15 protein-coding genes and 9 tRNA genes are annotated in these 14,165 nt (G+C 44.9%); 13 read left to right on the top strand and 11 right to left on the bottom strand.

The genetic code is table 11. The annotated features are described in order from the left end of the window. Window positions 1-32: 32 nt before the first annotated feature. The 4 genes from glsB to OA79_RS01990 form a co-directional block, all read right to left on the bottom strand. Window positions 33-944, bottom strand: a complete 912-nt coding sequence (glsB, locus tag OA79_RS02005) for a glutaminase B (protein WP_063331542.1) — start codon at window positions 942-944, stop codon at window positions 33-35. Between the two features lie 99 nt (window positions 945-1,043). Beyond that, a complete protein-coding gene (nudC, locus tag OA79_RS02000) occupies window positions 1,044-1,910 on the bottom strand; it encodes an NAD(+) diphosphatase (protein WP_231908778.1) in 867 nt (288 codons plus the stop codon). 11 nt (window positions 1,911-1,921) lie between these two features. Continuing rightward, window positions 1,922-2,947, bottom strand: a complete 1,026-nt coding sequence (tdh, locus tag OA79_RS01995; RefSeq protein WP_063331541.1) for an L-threonine 3-dehydrogenase — start codon at window positions 2,945-2,947, stop codon at window positions 1,922-1,924. Further along, window positions 2,944-4,155, bottom strand: a complete 1,212-nt coding sequence (locus tag OA79_RS01990) for a glycine C-acetyltransferase (protein ID WP_063331540.1) — start codon at window positions 4,153-4,155, stop codon at window positions 2,944-2,946. Before OA79_RS01990 ends, tdh begins: the two co-directional genes overlap by 4 nt. A gap of 209 nt (window positions 4,156-4,364) precedes the next feature. Here OA79_RS01990 and OA79_RS01985 point away from each other — a divergent pair, with 209 nt between their 5' ends. From OA79_RS01985 to OA79_RS01940, 10 genes are all read left to right on the top strand, one after another. Beyond that, the gene (locus tag OA79_RS01985) at window positions 4,365-5,444 is read left to right on the top strand and encodes a polysaccharide deacetylase family protein (RefSeq protein ID WP_082825337.1); all 1,080 of its coding nucleotides are present in this window, start codon (window positions 4,365-4,367) and stop codon (window positions 5,442-5,444) included. 62 nt (window positions 5,445-5,506) lie between these two features. After that, window positions 5,507-5,597: transfer RNA gene (locus OA79_RS01980), tRNA-Ser, on the top strand. Window positions 5,598-5,639: 42 nt separating this feature from the next. Next, a tRNA-Asn gene (locus OA79_RS01975) sits at window positions 5,640-5,715 on the top strand. A gap of 1 nt (window position 5,716) precedes the next feature. Then, a tRNA-Pro gene (locus OA79_RS01970) sits at window positions 5,717-5,793 on the top strand. 23 nt (window positions 5,794-5,816) lie between these two features. Then, window positions 5,817-5,892, top strand: a tRNA-His gene (locus OA79_RS01965). A 14-nt stretch (window positions 5,893-5,906) separates the two neighbouring features. Beyond that, a tRNA-Lys gene (locus OA79_RS01960) sits at window positions 5,907-5,982 on the top strand. Window positions 5,983-6,021: 39 nt separating this feature from the next. Further along, a tRNA-Asn gene (locus OA79_RS01955) sits at window positions 6,022-6,097 on the top strand. 1 nt (window position 6,098) lies between these two features. Beyond that, window positions 6,099-6,175, top strand: a tRNA-Pro gene (locus OA79_RS01950). 26 nt (window positions 6,176-6,201) lie between these two features. Further along, window positions 6,202-6,277, top strand: a tRNA-Lys gene (locus tag OA79_RS01945). Window positions 6,278-6,341: 64 nt separating this feature from the next. Next, window positions 6,342-6,824, top strand: coding sequence for a hypothetical protein (locus OA79_RS01940; RefSeq protein ID WP_063331539.1), 483 nt, complete (start codon window positions 6,342-6,344; stop codon window positions 6,822-6,824). Window positions 6,825-6,982: 158 nt separating this feature from the next. Here the strand turns inward: OA79_RS01940 and OA79_RS01935 are convergent. The 7 genes from OA79_RS01935 to OA79_RS01910 all read right to left on the bottom strand — a co-directional run bounded on the left by OA79_RS01935 (window position 6,983) and on the right by OA79_RS01910 (window position 10,849). After that, window positions 6,983-7,066 (bottom strand) — tRNA-Tyr (locus OA79_RS01935). Window positions 7,067-7,117: 51 nt separating this feature from the next. Beyond that, the gene (locus OA79_RS01930; RefSeq protein WP_063331538.1) at window positions 7,118-8,053 is read right to left on the bottom strand and encodes a ProQ/FINO family protein; all 936 of its coding nucleotides are present in this window, start codon (window positions 8,051-8,053) and stop codon (window positions 7,118-7,120) included. Between the two features lie 11 nt (window positions 8,054-8,064). Next, window positions 8,065-8,232, bottom strand: a complete 168-nt coding sequence (locus OA79_RS18165; RefSeq protein ID WP_156486200.1) for a hypothetical protein — start codon at window positions 8,230-8,232, stop codon at window positions 8,065-8,067. A gap of 5 nt (window positions 8,233-8,237) precedes the next feature. After that, window positions 8,238-8,720 (bottom strand): hypothetical protein, encoded by a 483-nt coding sequence (locus OA79_RS01925; protein ID WP_063331537.1) that lies wholly within the window; start codon window positions 8,718-8,720, stop codon window positions 8,238-8,240. After that, window positions 8,717-8,947: a cell division protein ZapB gene (locus OA79_RS01920; protein WP_063331536.1), complete on the bottom strand. Its 231-nt coding sequence runs from the start codon at window positions 8,945-8,947 to the stop codon at window positions 8,717-8,719. The genes OA79_RS01925 and OA79_RS01920 overlap by 4 nt, the downstream gene beginning before the upstream one ends. Before the next feature lie 64 nt (window positions 8,948-9,011). Continuing rightward, complete coding sequence (locus OA79_RS01915) at window positions 9,012-10,205, bottom strand: flagellar assembly protein T N-terminal domain-containing protein (RefSeq protein WP_063331535.1); 1,194 nt, start codon at window positions 10,203-10,205, stop codon at window positions 9,012-9,014. Beyond that, window positions 10,205-10,849, bottom strand: a complete 645-nt coding sequence (locus OA79_RS01910; protein ID WP_063331534.1) for an LPP20 family lipoprotein — start codon at window positions 10,847-10,849, stop codon at window positions 10,205-10,207. The genes OA79_RS01915 and OA79_RS01910 overlap by 1 nt, the downstream gene beginning before the upstream one ends. 389 nt (window positions 10,850-11,238) lie before the next feature. Between OA79_RS01910 and dinB the strand changes: the two genes are divergently transcribed. The 3 genes from dinB to OA79_RS01895 all read left to right on the top strand — a co-directional run bounded on the left by dinB (window position 11,239) and on the right by OA79_RS01895 (window position 14,162). Beyond that, entirely contained in the window at window positions 11,239-12,300 is a 1,062-nt protein-coding gene (gene dinB / locus OA79_RS01905; RefSeq protein ID WP_063331533.1) for a DNA polymerase IV, read from the top strand. 74 nt (window positions 12,301-12,374) lie between these two features. Next, complete coding sequence (locus tag OA79_RS01900) at window positions 12,375-13,355, top strand: hypothetical protein (protein WP_063331748.1); 981 nt, start codon at window positions 12,375-12,377, stop codon at window positions 13,353-13,355. Between the two features lie 138 nt (window positions 13,356-13,493). Beyond that, entirely contained in the window at window positions 13,494-14,162 is a 669-nt protein-coding gene (locus tag OA79_RS01895; RefSeq protein ID WP_063331532.1) for an alpha/beta hydrolase, read from the top strand. Window positions 14,163-14,165: the final 3 nt, after the last annotated feature.

Raw genomic sequence — 14,165 nt, 5'->3', positions numbered from 1 at the left:
TTAATGTTTGGTGCTTGATTAGACCAATAGGATTAGCCGAATACTGACCAGCCAATGCTTTCGGATAGCGCTTCTAGGGCCGCCATGCCCGCTAAGGAGTTACCTGACTGGTTGAGTTCAGGTGACCAGACGCACACGGAGAATTGGTTTGGCACAATGGCGATGATGCCTCCGCCAACGCCACTTTTTCCAGGTAAACCAACACGATAGGCAAAGTTTCCGGCTTCATCGTATAAGCCGCTGGTGGCCAGTAAACCATTGATTTGTGTGGTTTCTCTCGGACTTAGAATTTGCTCATTAGAATGTTGTGAAAACCCTTTGTTCGCCAAAAAGCTGAAGGCTTTGGCAAGGTCGATGCAATTCATACGCACTGCACAATTATCAAAATAGCTGTGTAATACGGCTTCAACGTCATTATCAAAATTGCCAAACGCTTTCATTAAATAGGCCATGGACGCATTGCGAGCACGAAATTCATACTCTGAGTCAGAGACCGCTTTATCTGATGTTATATGTGGATTATCGGCCAACCGTCGGATGAACTCGCGCATAGCGTAATGGGGTGAGGCAAAGCGCGATTGGTTCATATCGCTGACCACTAATGCCCCTGCATTGATGAAGGGGTTTCTTGGTACGCCTGCTTCGTATTCTAGCTGCACTAAAGAATTAAATGGATTACCAGAAGGTTCTCGACCGACTCGTTGCCACATGCTTTCACCATAATGCTTAATGGCCAGTGTGAGGCTGAACACTTTTGAGATACTTTGTATGGAGAATTCGGTGTTTGCTTGCCCAGCTTGATATAGCGTGCCATCGTTACTGTAAATGGCGATACCAAACTGATTAGGGTCAACCTCTGCTAAGGCTGGGATGTAGTCGGCCACGTTACCTTGGCCAATTAAAGGGCGAACTTTTTTCTCAATGGATTGAAGTAAGGCTTCCACGTTTTTCTCAGTCTTATTATTAATAGGGAGTGAACACACGACTAAAGGGGAAAGCTAGTATAGGAGGTTGGCACGGGAATACCAGTGCCAACCGGCGCTTTAATTTTGTTCAGTCTTGATCCAATCAACATGCTGCAATATCAGTTGGCCTGATATGGTGGCCGCGTTTGGTATCATGGGTAAATCGTCTATATGCCACCAATCTGCTTCTTCGATTTCGCCAGGCGCAGGTGTTAATTCGCCAGACTGGTAATCTGCGAAAAAGCCTGCCATCAATTGATGGGGAAATGACCAAGGTTGGCTACTGATATAGCGAATGTTGTTGATCTCAATGCCGACTTCTTCTTTGACTTCACGAGCGACAGCTTGTTCTAAGGTTTCGCCAGCTTCGACAAATCCGGCAATGTTGCTGTAACGGTCTTTCGGAGCCTGTGGGCCACGAGCAAGCAAAATGCGATTGTCATATCGAATGGAGACGATGATACAAGGTGAAATGCGTGGATAATGACGTAAATGGCATTTCGGGCAAATTTTCGTGTGTTCTTTGTGGTGTTTTTCTTGCAGGCTTGTGCCACAGCGACCACAAAACTGATGATCTCTGTCCCAAGTGGATAATTGATGGGCCCGACTGAGTAAGATGTAGTGCTCTTGATCCTGTAGGAACAAGAGTTCACGCAACCCTATTTCCGTAAAGCCTTTTGGCACGGTGTCAAAGCGGCAAACAAACACGTCCTGACCGTGCCATTGACCACAATAGACAGCGCCCATATTGGCGTTAGGTTGAAAATGGTGAAAGGGAATTAAAAATTGCTGGTCAGCTTCGACCAGTACTTGTTGACGATGTAACAGAATATAGAGCGCATCTTGGTGTGGACGCGGATGCGCTTGAGTGCCAATTTCTAACATGTTACCGCTCAGTTTTGCGTCGAAAAGAATCACGCTAACGCGATCATGTTTTTGACGCAAGTTTTAATCACTTAGCGCCAGTCCAAGATGACTTTTCCTGATTGACCCGATCCCATTGTATCGAAGCCCTTTTGAAACTCATCGACTGAAAATTGATGGGTAATAATAGGGCTAATGTCTAAACCAGATTGCAGCATGGCCACCATTTTGTACCAGGTTTCAAACATTTCTCGACCATAGATGCCTTTAATGATTAAACCCTTGAAGATCACCTGATTCCAGTCAATCAGGGTGTTGTTGCCCGGAATGCCGAGCATGGCCACTTTGCCCCCATGATTCATGTTTTCCAACATGGAGCGAAACGCCTGATCGTTACCAGACATTTCTAGACCCACATCAAAGCCTTCGCTCATGCCCAAGTCTTTCATGACGTCAGTGAGTGATTCGCGTGTCACATTGACGGTGCGAGTCGCGCCCAGTTTTTTAGCTAAGTCTAAACGGAAGTCGTTGATGTCTGTAATCACTACATTGCGTGCGCCCACATGCTTAGCAATAGCGGCAGCCATTGCGCCAATGGGGCCAGCACCGGTAATAAGGACGTCTTCACCAATTAAGTCAAAAGATAAAGCCGTGTGAACGGCATTACCAAAAGGATCAAAAATGGCCGCCAAATCATCACTGATGTTATCTGGAATTTTAAACGCGTTACTGGCTGGAATGGCCAGATATTCGGCAAAAGCCCCAGTGCGATTCACCCCCACTCCGAGGGTTTTACGGCAGAGGTGACGACGACCTGCGCGACAGTTGCGACAATGACCGCAAGTAATGTGGCCTTCTCCTGAGACACGATCCCCTATTTTAAAACCGCTTACTTCAGGGCCAATCTCAACAATGTCACCAACAAATTCATGGCCTATTGTCATGGGCACAGGAATGGTGTTTTGTGACCATTCATCCCAATGGTAAATGTGCATATCAGTGCCGCAAATCGCTGTTTTTCGAATTTTAATAATCACATCATTGTGACCGCATTCTGGGGCTTCCGTCTGGGTTAACCAGATGCCTTTCTCAGCGTGCAGTTTGGCCAGTGTTTTCATCGCACTTCTCCTTTAATAATGCCCATTTCTCGACCCACTTTAGCGAAGGCTTGTATGGCTTGATCGAGTTGCTCCTGTGTATGTGCTGCTGACATTTGCGTTCGAATTCTGGCTTTCCCCATTGGAACGACCGGAAACGCAAAGCCAGTAACGAAAATCCCTTCTTTGTATAGCGCATTTGCCATGGTTTGTGCCAGCTTTGCGTCACCTAACATGACAGGAATGATCGGGTGGTCTCCTGCTACCAGCTCGAAGCCCAGTGCGGCCATTTCCGTTCTGAAATATTGGCTGTTGGCTTTTAACTGTCTGCGTACTTGGCTATTGTCTTGTATTTTTTCCAAAATGCTAAGGCTAGTCGCGGTAATGACAGGGGCTAGGGCGTTCGAGAAGAGGTAAGGACGGGAGCGTTGGCGCAACCATTCCACAATCTCTCTAGACGCACTGGTATAGCCACCTGACGCGCCGCCTAAGGCTTTTCCTAATGTCCCCGTGATAATGTCGATGCGACCCATCACATCGCAGTATTCATGACTGCCACGGCCATGTTCACCAAGAAAGCCTACTGCATGTGAATCATCTACCATGACTAACGCTTGATATTGATCCGCAAGGTCGCAGATGCTCTTTAGGTCTGCAATGATACCATCCATCGAAAACACGCCGTCAGTGACGATGAGTTTGGTTTTTGCCCCATTATTGTCCGCATCTTGTAGAGCCGCTTCGAGTTCGGCCATATCATTATTAGCATAGCGATAACGCTGAGCTTTGCAGAGGCGAATACCATCAATAATGCTGGCATGATTAAGGGCATCGCTGATGATGGCGTCGTCTTTATCTAAGAGTGTTTCAAATAAGCCGCCATTGGCATCAAAGCAGGATGAGTAGAGGATGGTGTCGTCCATACCCAAAAATTGGCTAATACTTTGTTCAAGTTCGGTATGTATGTTTTGAGTGCCACAAATAAAGCGTACTGAAGCCATGCCATAGCCAAACTGATCTAACGCCCGATGAGCCGCTTGCGTCACGTCAGAGTCATTGGCTAACCCTAAATAGTTGTTGGCGCATAGATTGATCATAGCTTGTTGGTCTGCCGTGGTAATTTGGCTGGACTGCGGCGTAATCATGGGACGCTCTTGTTTATATAAACCTTGATCTTTTAATTGCTCTAGTTGAGTGGCGAGGTTTTGGTAAAAATCAGCTTTTTTCATAATGCACTCCAGAGTGTCGTCTAATAGGGGTAAGTAAGAAGGGTAAGATCATTTGAGTGTAGAGTTCTGATGATGAGAAAAGTAGATGCAGTGGCATAGTAAAACGGCCATAACAGTTTGTGCTGATTGGAAGTTCTGGGCTGAGCTGGTCATTTTGCCCAAGGGTCGCGTAGAATGAGGCAAACTTTAAACAAAGAGGAAGAAGTGGCATGTGGTCAAAGGTTCGCTATGGAGTGATGCGTTGTGGTTTGCTGGTCGGTGCGTTGGGTATGAGTGTGATGGCGCAAGCGCAGGATTTTATCCCTGTTTTGCAATATCACCATGTGAGTACGACATCACCGAAATCCACCTCAGTAACCCCTGAACAATTTACTGAGCATATGGACTATCTTCAAACGGCAGGCTTTAAGGTGATTGACCTTAAAACCGCGTTAGAGGATTTAAAAGCCAATAAACCTTTGCCTGAAAAGGCGGTCGCCATTACGTTTGATGATGCTTACCGTAATATCTATAAAGCGGGTTTTCCAATTTTAAAAGAGCGCAACTTTCCTTTTACGGTTTTCATTAATACTGAACCAGTTGAGCGTAACAGTCGTAGTTTCTTAACGTGGCAACAAATGAAAGAGATGGAAGAATTTGGTGGGGTATTTGCCAATCATACTATCAGCCATCCTTATATGTTGCGTAAGCTGGAAGGTGAAACGGATGTGGCTTGGCTTAAGCGCATGGAAAAGGAAGTCGATACCGTCGAAGCCTTGTTGAATGAACACCTTGGTCATTCGCCGAAAATGTTGGCTTACCCATATGGTGAGTCTGATCACACGATTCGTGACATGATGGCCGACAAGGGCATCATGGCGTTTGGCCAGCAATCCGGTGTGGTCAGTGCAGATTCCGATTTTGAGAATTTGCCACGTTTTCCTGCGTCAGGTGCCTATGCTAAGTTGTCGACCTTGAAAACCAAGCTAAATTCACAGCCTATGCCATTATTGAATGTGGATGCTGGAGGGGATTTTGCAGGCGCAAACCCTGTATCGATTCGTTTGACCTTTAAAGAAGGTAAATATCGTCTCAAAGATTTGGCTTGTTATGTTTCTGGCCAGGGAAAAGCCACTCTAGAATGGGCTTCAGACTATGAGGTAGTGGCGACAGCGCCGAAAGCATTCGGCACAGGGCGTGGTCGTATTAACTGTACCATGCCGGATAGAACGGGGCGTAGTTACTATTGGTATTCCAATGTTTGGATTCGTGCAGCGGCAGATCAAAACTATGTAAGCGAAAAAAGTTAAAATTTTTTCAAAAAAATGTTGCACTGAAATTTCAAATCAGTAATATACACCTCGCTCGCAACGGAGGGGTGGCAGAGCGGTTTAATGCACCAGTCTTGAAAACTGGCGTAGGTTAATAGCCTACCGAGAGTTCGAATCTCTCCTCCTCCGCCATCTTCCTTAAAGGAAGTGTGTTGCGAACAAGATAAAATTAGTTCCTCGATAGCTCAGTTGGTAGAGCAAATGACTGTTAATCATTGGGTCACTGGTTCGAGTCCAGTTCGAGGAGCCATCGGAGTATAGCGCAGTCTGGTAGCGCGCCTGCTTTGGGAGCAGGATGTCGGGGGTTCGAATCCCTCTACTCCGACCATTTTTATCTACCATTTAGTAATGGTGGGCGTAGCTCAGTTGGTAGAGCTATGGATTGTGATTCCATCGGTCGTGGGTTCGAGCCCCATCGTCCACCCCATTACTATGATAGTTGGGTCGTTAGCTCAGTTGGTAGAGCAGTTGACTTTTAATCAATTGGTCACTGGTTCGAATCCAGTACGACCCACCAACTATCTCTGATGCAAGATTCTGCACTAATCTGATTAATTCCTCGATAGCTCAGTTGGTAGAGCAAATGACTGTTAATCATTGGGTCACTGGTTCGAGTCCAGTTCGAGGAGCCATCGGAGTATAGCGCAGTCTGGTAGCGCGCCTGCTTTGGGAGCAGGATGTCGGGGGTTCGAATCCCTCTACTCCGACCATCAGAATACAGAATATCACTAAGAATGGGTCGTTAGCTCAGTTGGTAGAGCAGTTGACTTTTAATCAATTGGTCACTGGTTCGAATCCAGTACGACCCACCATTCTTACTCTACTCTTTGTTTCAATTCTATTTCCCCTTTATTTTGCCTTTTATTAAGATTTTTCTTGATTGCTTATGGGGTGTTGTTTATTTTCCAGCTTTCCAGCTTTCCAGCTTTCCAGCTTTCCAGCTTTCCAGCTTTCCAGCTTTCCAGCTTTCCAGCTTTCCAGCTTTCCAGCTTTCCAGCTTTCCAGCTTTCCAGCTTTCCAGCTTTCCAGCTTTCCAGCTTTCCAGCTTTCCAGCTTTCCAGCTTTCCAGCTTTCCAGCTTTCCAGCTTTCCAGCTTTCCAGCTTTCCAGCTTTCCAGCTTTCCAGCTTTCCAGCTTTCCAGCTTTCCAGCTTTCCAGCTTTCCAGCTTTCCAGCTTTCCAGCTTTCCAGCTTTCCAGTTTTCCAGCTTAAAATGGCTATATGCTGTGCTTTTTGGTCTGTATTGGTTTTTATGTCTTGTAGAGGGTTGTGATCTTAGTTGTAAGGTGGTTTTTGAGTTTGGCTTGGTGATTTGTTGTTTGGTAGGATTTGGCTCTGTGCTGGGCTCTGTGGTGTTCTGAGCTTGCTGTATATCAGGAGCTGATTTTTTGACTTGAACTATTGTTTGTATTAAATGGATGTTGCTTGGATAATATGTGTTTTGTGCTGTTGGGTTGTGTCTAAGATCTTGAGGAATTTTTTAGATAAGAAACAAGACGTTATCTTGTAAAAAGAGAAATGGTGGAGGGAGGTGGATTCGAACCACCGAAACTTTCGTGGCAGATTTACAATCTGCTCCCTTTGGCCACTCGGGAACCCCTCCACAGCAGCGCGGCATATAATATATACCGCGCTCAGGGATGTAAACTGTTTTTTAAGATTTATTTAACAATTTTTCCAGTTTTGCCTTCATTCGATCTTCAGGTGATAGATTGTCGTATTGACTGTCTGCCTTCGGAGCAACTTTCTTAGGCTTTTTATTGGGTTGGCTTTTTGTGTTTGCTTTGGCCTTGTTGGGGCGTGGCGCTTTGTCTTTGTTCGGGCGATTGGTTGTCGCTTTTGGTTTACGCGGCATCATGGATTCTGGTAAGGCGGGTTCGTCGTTTACGGCGATGCCTTCTAAATCAATGCGAGGCTGGCCAGACAAAAGACATTTCTTATATCTGTCTGAGCGTGTGTAGGCGGCAAGCGCTCGTTTTTGTTTGCTGGCGTTAAAGTCATCATCTAAAACCATATCTTGGTCTATGCCTACTTTCAGAGGCTTAGGTTGGTTCCAGTTGAAGGCTTTCGGGTAGCGGTCTTCCAACATCTTAATAAGACGACGGTTGTTTTTTTGATTGCGCTGACGTCTGCGTTGCTCCGCTGTCATCGTGGCTTCCTGTTGAGTAGGCGTGTCACTTGGCGTCGTATCGACATCAGTTTGCTTATCTTCTTCCGCTAGCTTGCTAGGCTCTGGTTGTTGTGTAGTCATGTAATTCGTCTGTTCAGTTGTCGTGTTGGTGGTGTCAGTTTCAACACCTTCGTACAGTAAGTCAAAGTTGAGTTGTTGCTCAACTGCTGGACTTGCTTTTTGTTGTGGTGTCACTGCTGCGGTTTTAGTTTCCAGAAGATCCAATGAATCTGCTATATAAAATTGCAGTTGATCTTCAGTTGAGCGACTTTCCATTTGTGTTAGTAAGTCCATTGAGGCGTTGTGCTCAGTGGTACTTGATTTGCTATCCTTTAGCTGTTGTATCTCCTCGTTAGCATCTTCTAGCTGTTTTGTTAGCCAGTCAATCCTTGCTTCGAGTTGGGCAATTAAATGTTCCATAAACACGAGGCTCAGTTTTGTATTGGGCTTAATGGAATGCTTCGGGTACTACTGGTGCCAAGCATTTCTTTTTTTTGCGCTTCATTTGGCAGCGTGATGGTAATGTCTTCATTACTTTGCCACCAAACGTAGGTTGTTGTAATCAAAAAGCCTGCAATGATAAATGGTGCAAATTTCATCTTGTTTAAAACGTTAATCCTGCGCCAACCATGATGTGCTTGTCATAGGTTTCGTCATCGCTGTTCAGTATTTTAATGAATACATCAATACGAGAGACATCGGAGGTGGCGATGCGAAAGCCAGCTTCTGGGTAAAATACGGTCTCATCTAGAAACGATACTCCGCCTCCGATATAGGACCACATAGGCAAGCCTGGAAAAATCTGTAATGCTGGGCTAGCACTGTAAAAGCGTGTGCCTAGGTGGATTGCACTTTCAAAGGTCTCGCCTAAAACGAAAGTAAAGCCGCCATGGAAAGAAATGTTTTCGGGTGTGGTGAATTCCATGCCAGCATTTAATATGGAGGTCACATTGTCTTTTCCATCTCGTCCATCAGGACGAGCTGCAGCGGATTCAAAGGTGATTAGGCTCGCAATTTGACCACCTTGGTCATTAGCATAAGTATGAGCACTGACTAACATCAGTGCTGCTAGTAGTAGGGATCTCATTGTTTATTGTCCATTTGATTTAATCGGCTCAGCATTTGAGAGAGTGAGCTTTCCCAATTTGATTGCTGTTCTTTGGTTTGATTTAACGTGTTCTGTAGTTCAGATTTTTCTTCATTTAGCTCGTAGTTCTGCATTTCTAAATCAGCAATGCGCTTGCGCAGAGAGCCAATTTCTTCAACTGCTTCGTTGATGCGTTGTTCTAAGTGATGAAGTAGTTCGTTATTCATAATCAAATCCTAAAAAAATAAATATAATCGCTGATGTTGAGCGTGTGTTTTAAAGTGCGTCAGTTTACCAAGCAATGACAACATCTTGTTGCTGAACGTTCAATATATGTGAGTCAACAACCAGTTCGCCAACTGAAAAATTAGGCTGTACCTGTTTGATTGTAACACTGATATTGGCATTGTTCAGCTGAGTCTGAGCGGACTGCAGCTGATTAAATACTTCGTAACGACGGTATACGTTAAATTTATCCCCTACTTTAATGCCGGCAATTGACCCGGCAGCAATGTGGATGCGATTGCCTTCTGTACGAAAGATATTGGCAATGAATGGCTGGCAGCGCAACTGTTCGCTAGTATCTAAGGCGCTTTGCTTTAGTGCTTGCTGAACCACTTTGCCATAATTTACGGTCCAAAACTTGGCGCTACCAAAACCAACGCGCTGATTGTCAGCTATATCCCAATGACCTATTTCGTTGTATCTGTGCTCAAACAGCAAGGCACCACTGAAACCGTCGTATAGATAGATATCGACCACAAAGTTCCTTTCTTTATCCTCAGCGGCTAAAGATGTGGTATTGGTTTTGTTGTTGGGTTGTCGTTGGTAAAGTTCACCGATGTCACGAATGACACCACTTATGATGTACTGTACACCGAGTTGCTCACTGATGCGGGTGACATTGGTCAGAGAGCCGTCATAATTAGTAGAAGAGGGAGCGTTGATTAAATCAGGATAGATTGAAATGTTGGTGGCGGTTAAGGCTTTTAAATACCCTTGTTTATTGATTTCGTCAGCTAGGTTCTTGGGCAGTTCTCGAGAAATGTTATTAATGGCACCAAGTTGAGCCTGTTGTGGTATTTGCAGGTCAAAGCCAGTTACCCCAACCGTTTTTCGGTAATAGCTTGTTGGTCCAGTGCTGCATTGAGAGTCTGGGGTGACATCAATGCGGGCAATGATTTTTAAAAAATTGCCTGTTTGTTCCTCTGAGAGGATTTTGGCTCGTTGAACGTGGCTTGAGCTGCGAATAGTAATGCTCGAGTTCACTTCACCATTGGTCATTTCATCTTTTACATTCACTCTTGAGCCTGATTCCAAAACGGCCTGTTTTATGGCCTGTTCTGTTGCTCGATAGCGTGCATCCGCTATGTCGTTATTATAGATAACGGCTTCACCAACGGCGTCAATGGTGACCGCAAATGTGGCATTAGATAAAGCCAATAACACGAGGCTAAAGAGTCGTCTGTTGAGTTGCAAAGTCATCACTCAATGCTGTAGAAGTTAGTTGTCGGTGTTGAGCTTTGTACATTGACCGCACGGTAACCTGGTTGAACTTGGCAATTAGGGTCGTTGGCAATGCCATGTCCATGAGCCGCTGAAACACATTGACGGAAGTTTTCTTGTAGTGCCATTTCAACAACGGTTTCGAAAGTGCCATCTTCGTGTTCTCTTTGAGACACGACTTTTGCACCGACTAAATAAGCATCAACGTAAGTACGTAATTCGTCGTTCTGAATCACCATATTGCTTAAGGAGCTTGAACCGTCAATTTTTAAACCGTAAACACGTTCAGAAAGGTTGCGGTAAGCGTCTAGCATAGAGCTGCGTAATGTCATGATGCGGGCTTGTGATTTAGTTAGACGCTTATTGGTTGTTAGCGCGGCATAACCTGTTGCCGTTATGATGATGGGTTCTTGTTTGATGACGGCAATCGTGTTGTTTGCATTGATGGCACCTGTTTGACCATAGTTTAAAGCGCCGCCAGAGGGGCCAACTTGATTTCCATTACATGGTGCCACGGAAGTACAGGTGCCTGCGCCAGCAGTACTGGTTTGGTTTAGGCTTTGACAACCTGCTAATAGGATTGTCCCTGTTGCAATCAAAAGAATGCGAATTACGTGTGTCATGGTGGTGCCCTTTGTGTAGTAGTCTCTACTTTTTCTTGTCGGCAAGTGTCAGAGTTTCTTCACTTTTACCTTGTCAGTTAGAAATGAATCCTTGCATTCGCAGTGACGAAGGCTCGCTTCCTATTCGAGACATTCTGTCCCATGGATAAAATGTAAACTATTTTACGTGTTAGCGTCTATTTTTACAGTCTCAAATCGACGATTTTCTTTGTTTTATATGGCAAAAATAACAACTTAGCCATTGGCTGATGTTTTTCGACTGGTATTTTTACGGATATTTTTTGATTCTATCAGGTCTCGTGGGCTTGATCATAGAATTTACATTAAGTTGTTTCAGTGTGATTTGCTGTATATACTGTTTTTATATACAGTATTTTGTGCTTTCTATCATGACACTTTCAGAACGTAAAATTATACACATTGATGCAGACTGTTTTTATGCTGCCATTGAGATGCGTGACAACCCCGCCTTGAAAGATCGACCTTTGGCTATTGGCGGTTCATCTGAGCGTCGCAGCGTATTATCTACTGCTAATTATCCTGCTCGTTCCTATGGGGTTCGATCGGCAATGCCAGTGGCTGTCGCGAAACGTTTGTGTCCCGATTTGCTGATCTTACCTGGGTGCATGGAGAAGTATCGTCTTGCTTCACAGCAAATGCACAATATCTTTAAGCAATATACTCATATTATTGAGCCTTTGTCTTTGGATGAAGCCTATTTGGATGTGACTCACTCAGTACAATGTCAGGGCAGTGCGACCCTCATGGCCGATCGTATACGTCAACAAATTCTATCGACGGTTGGAATCACAGTATCAGCTGGCATTGCTACGAATAAGTTCATCGCCAAAGTAGCGAGTGACTGGAATAAACCCGACGGTCTCACACTTGTGACTCCTAAGCAGCAAACGGATTTTGTCGCCGCTATTCCTGTGAAATGCATTTCTGGGATTGGCAAAGTTGCTCAGCAAAAACTGGCAGAACTTGGTGTGTACTATTGTGCGGATCTACAAAAAGTGGCGTTTCCAGTATTGCAAAAACACTTTGGTGGCATGGCATTTCGTTTATCTCAATTTGCGTTAGGTATTGATGAGCGCCCTGTGCAAATCTCGAGAGAGCGAAAAAGTATTTCTGTTGAGCATACTTTTGCTGAAGATCTAACGGGAATTGAGCCCTGTTTGACTGTTTTGCCTGAACTGATTGATGCGTTACAAAAGCGTATGGCTGGACGAGGGTATGAAGCGCGTTTGAGCAAATATTATCTGAAGCTTAAGTTTGATGATTTTAAACAAACCACGATAGAGCAACCGATCCAAAAAAAACTTTCTACGGCCGTTTTTTCTGAGTTGTTGCGGCAAGCTCATTCACGTTCGAAGCGGCCTGTGCGTTTGATTGGTGTTGGCTACCGTTTATCCAATGTGATTTCTTCGCAATTGTTATTGCCTTTTTAATTTCTGTGTAAAATTTGTACAGCTCTGAATATCTCTGACTATACTTTAAGGCCAACGGTATGGAGGTGTTTATTATGTTAGAGCAGCAAGCAAAATCTCATGTGATTCATTCCAGCTTACCAGATCCTTTGTCCCAGCGTTTGAGATTCGAAGTTGAGCAAACATTACATGCATTGTATGCCGATGTATCTTTAATTGATCAGCTTGATCGTTTGTATTTGCCTTTCGCGAGTTGGTTAAGTAATAAAGTGGGTCATCGAGAAGGGCCTATGATTGTGGGGCTAGGCGGTGCACAGGGTTGCGGTAAAACCACTTTTGCGAGCATTGTTAGTCGAGTCTTGGTGAAAGGGTTTGAATTAAATGCAGTCGTGATTAGTTTGGATGATTTGTACAGTACTCGTCAGGACCGGTTGAATTTTGCTGATCAGACCACGTCCCTATTTTCAGTGCGCGGAGTGCCAGGGACGCACGATGTCTCTTTGGCCATGAATCTATTCCAGCGTGCGAGACAATTAAAGGACGGTGAAGTGATGATGTTTCCATGCTTTGATAAGTCCATTGATGAAAGAAAGCCGGTGCATCTTTGGAAGGAGGTTCGGGGCCCGATTGATGTGATTTTATTTGAAGGTTGGTGTGTTGGTGCGCCTGAGATGACGGGGGATCTGCATTCACCACTGAATGCCTTAGAACGCGATAGAGATGGGCAGGAGGTTTGGCGACAATCGGTCAATGAATTGTTAAAAAATGAATATCGCGAGTTGTTTTCCATGTTGGATTTAATGGTTTGGATGCAGGCGCCAAATTATGACATCGTCTATGAATGGCGCAATAAGCAAGAGCGGCTATTGGAGGCGCACTTGCATGATATTCACGGTGTGCTGTTAGATACCTTAGATTTAAAAGTCATGTCACCGGAAGAGTTAAAGGGGTTTATGCAATATTATGAGCGCCTTACGCGTCATATGTTGGCGGTGATGCCGGAGCGGGCCGATGTGCTTATGCGTTTGGATGAAAATCAAGGTGTGCAAGAGGTTCGGTACCCAACCGAGCACTAAAAAATGTCTTAAGCAGCACGGTAAGAGCATCAATATGATAGGCTATAGCGATTCGCGATAGCCTATTTTTTTTGGCTTAGGTACTAGAGCCATTTTTGTATTTAACGCTTTATGATGTTTTTTGGGAGAGTTTAGAGAATGACAGATTTGCTGCCAACAGTAGAAGTAGAAACCGCCGCTAAACCGGATGCAGCGGTAATTTGGTTGCATGGATTGGGGGCTGATGGTCATGATTTTGAAGCCTTGGTCCCTGCATTGTCCTTGCAAGATGGTTTGGCGATACGATTTGTGTTTCCTCATGCGCCACAGCGTCCAGTTACCATTAATGGTGGGATGCCAATGCGCGCTTGGTACGATATTTTGGAAATGACGTTGGAGCGCAAAGTCGACATGGCGAATATTCAAGAGTCTGCGCAGCAAGTCGAAGACCTCATTGAAGATCAAATTGGTAAAGGTATCTCTGCTGACCGCATTATTTTGGCTGGTTTTTCACAAGGCGGCGTCATTGCATATCAGGTGGGGCTTCACACTCCTCATGTGTTGGGTGGTGTAATGGCTTTGTCTACTTATTTGGTGAGCAGTGACAAGGTGCCTCAGGCTGAATTTTGCCCAAACGGAAAAACCTCATTTTTAATTCATCATGGCTCTCAGGACCCTGTCGTCGCACCGACTTTGGGAGCGCAAGCGCAAGCTAATTTAGCGGCTAAAGGTTATCTTGTGACTTATCAAACCTATGATATGCCTCATGCGGTTTGTCCTGAGCAGGTGCAAGATATTTCGACTTGGCTCAATGCGCAGCTGGGATAATTA

The sequence above is a fragment of the Marinomonas sp. TW1 genome, from assembly GCF_001625355.1.
Classification (GTDB): domain Bacteria; phylum Pseudomonadota; class Gammaproteobacteria; order Pseudomonadales; family Marinomonadaceae; genus Marinomonas.
Note: the sequence above shows the minus strand (reverse complement) of the source record. Positions and strands in the feature narration are given on the sequence as shown.

Excerpts from the sequence above, each read along its gene's own strand:
- tdh (WP_063331541.1), bottom strand. The coding sequence starts at position 2,947 with ATGAAAACACTGGCCAAACTGCACGCTGAGAAAGGCATCTGGTTAACC.
- OA79_RS01990 (WP_063331540.1), bottom strand. The coding sequence starts at position 4,155 with ATGAAAAAAGCTGATTTTTACCAAAACCTCGCCACTCAACTAGAGCAA.
- OA79_RS01985 (WP_082825337.1), top strand. The coding sequence starts at position 4,365 with ATGTGGTCAAAGGTTCGCTATGGAGTGATGCGTTGTGGTTTGCTGGTC.
- OA79_RS01930 (WP_063331538.1), bottom strand. The coding sequence starts at position 8,053 with ATGGAACATTTAATTGCCCAACTCGAAGCAAGGATTGACTGGCTAACA.
- OA79_RS18165 (WP_156486200.1), bottom strand. The coding sequence starts at position 8,232 with ATGAAATTTGCACCATTTATCATTGCAGGCTTTTTGATTACAACAACC.
- OA79_RS01925 (WP_063331537.1), bottom strand. The coding sequence starts at position 8,720 with ATGAGATCCCTACTACTAGCAGCACTGATGTTAGTCAGTGCTCATACT.
- OA79_RS01920 (WP_063331536.1), bottom strand. The coding sequence starts at position 8,947 with ATGAATAACGAACTACTTCATCACTTAGAACAACGCATCAACGAAGCA.
- OA79_RS01915 (WP_063331535.1), bottom strand. The coding sequence starts at position 10,205 with ATGACTTTGCAACTCAACAGACGACTCTTTAGCCTCGTGTTATTGGCT.
- OA79_RS01910 (WP_063331534.1), bottom strand. The coding sequence starts at position 10,849 with ATGACACACGTAATTCGCATTCTTTTGATTGCAACAGGGACAATCCTA.
- dinB (WP_063331533.1), top strand. The coding sequence starts at position 11,239 with ATGACACTTTCAGAACGTAAAATTATACACATTGATGCAGACTGTTTT.
- OA79_RS01900 (WP_063331748.1), top strand. The coding sequence starts at position 12,375 with ATGTTAGAGCAGCAAGCAAAATCTCATGTGATTCATTCCAGCTTACCA.
- OA79_RS01895 (WP_063331532.1), top strand. The coding sequence starts at position 13,494 with ATGACAGATTTGCTGCCAACAGTAGAAGTAGAAACCGCCGCTAAACCG.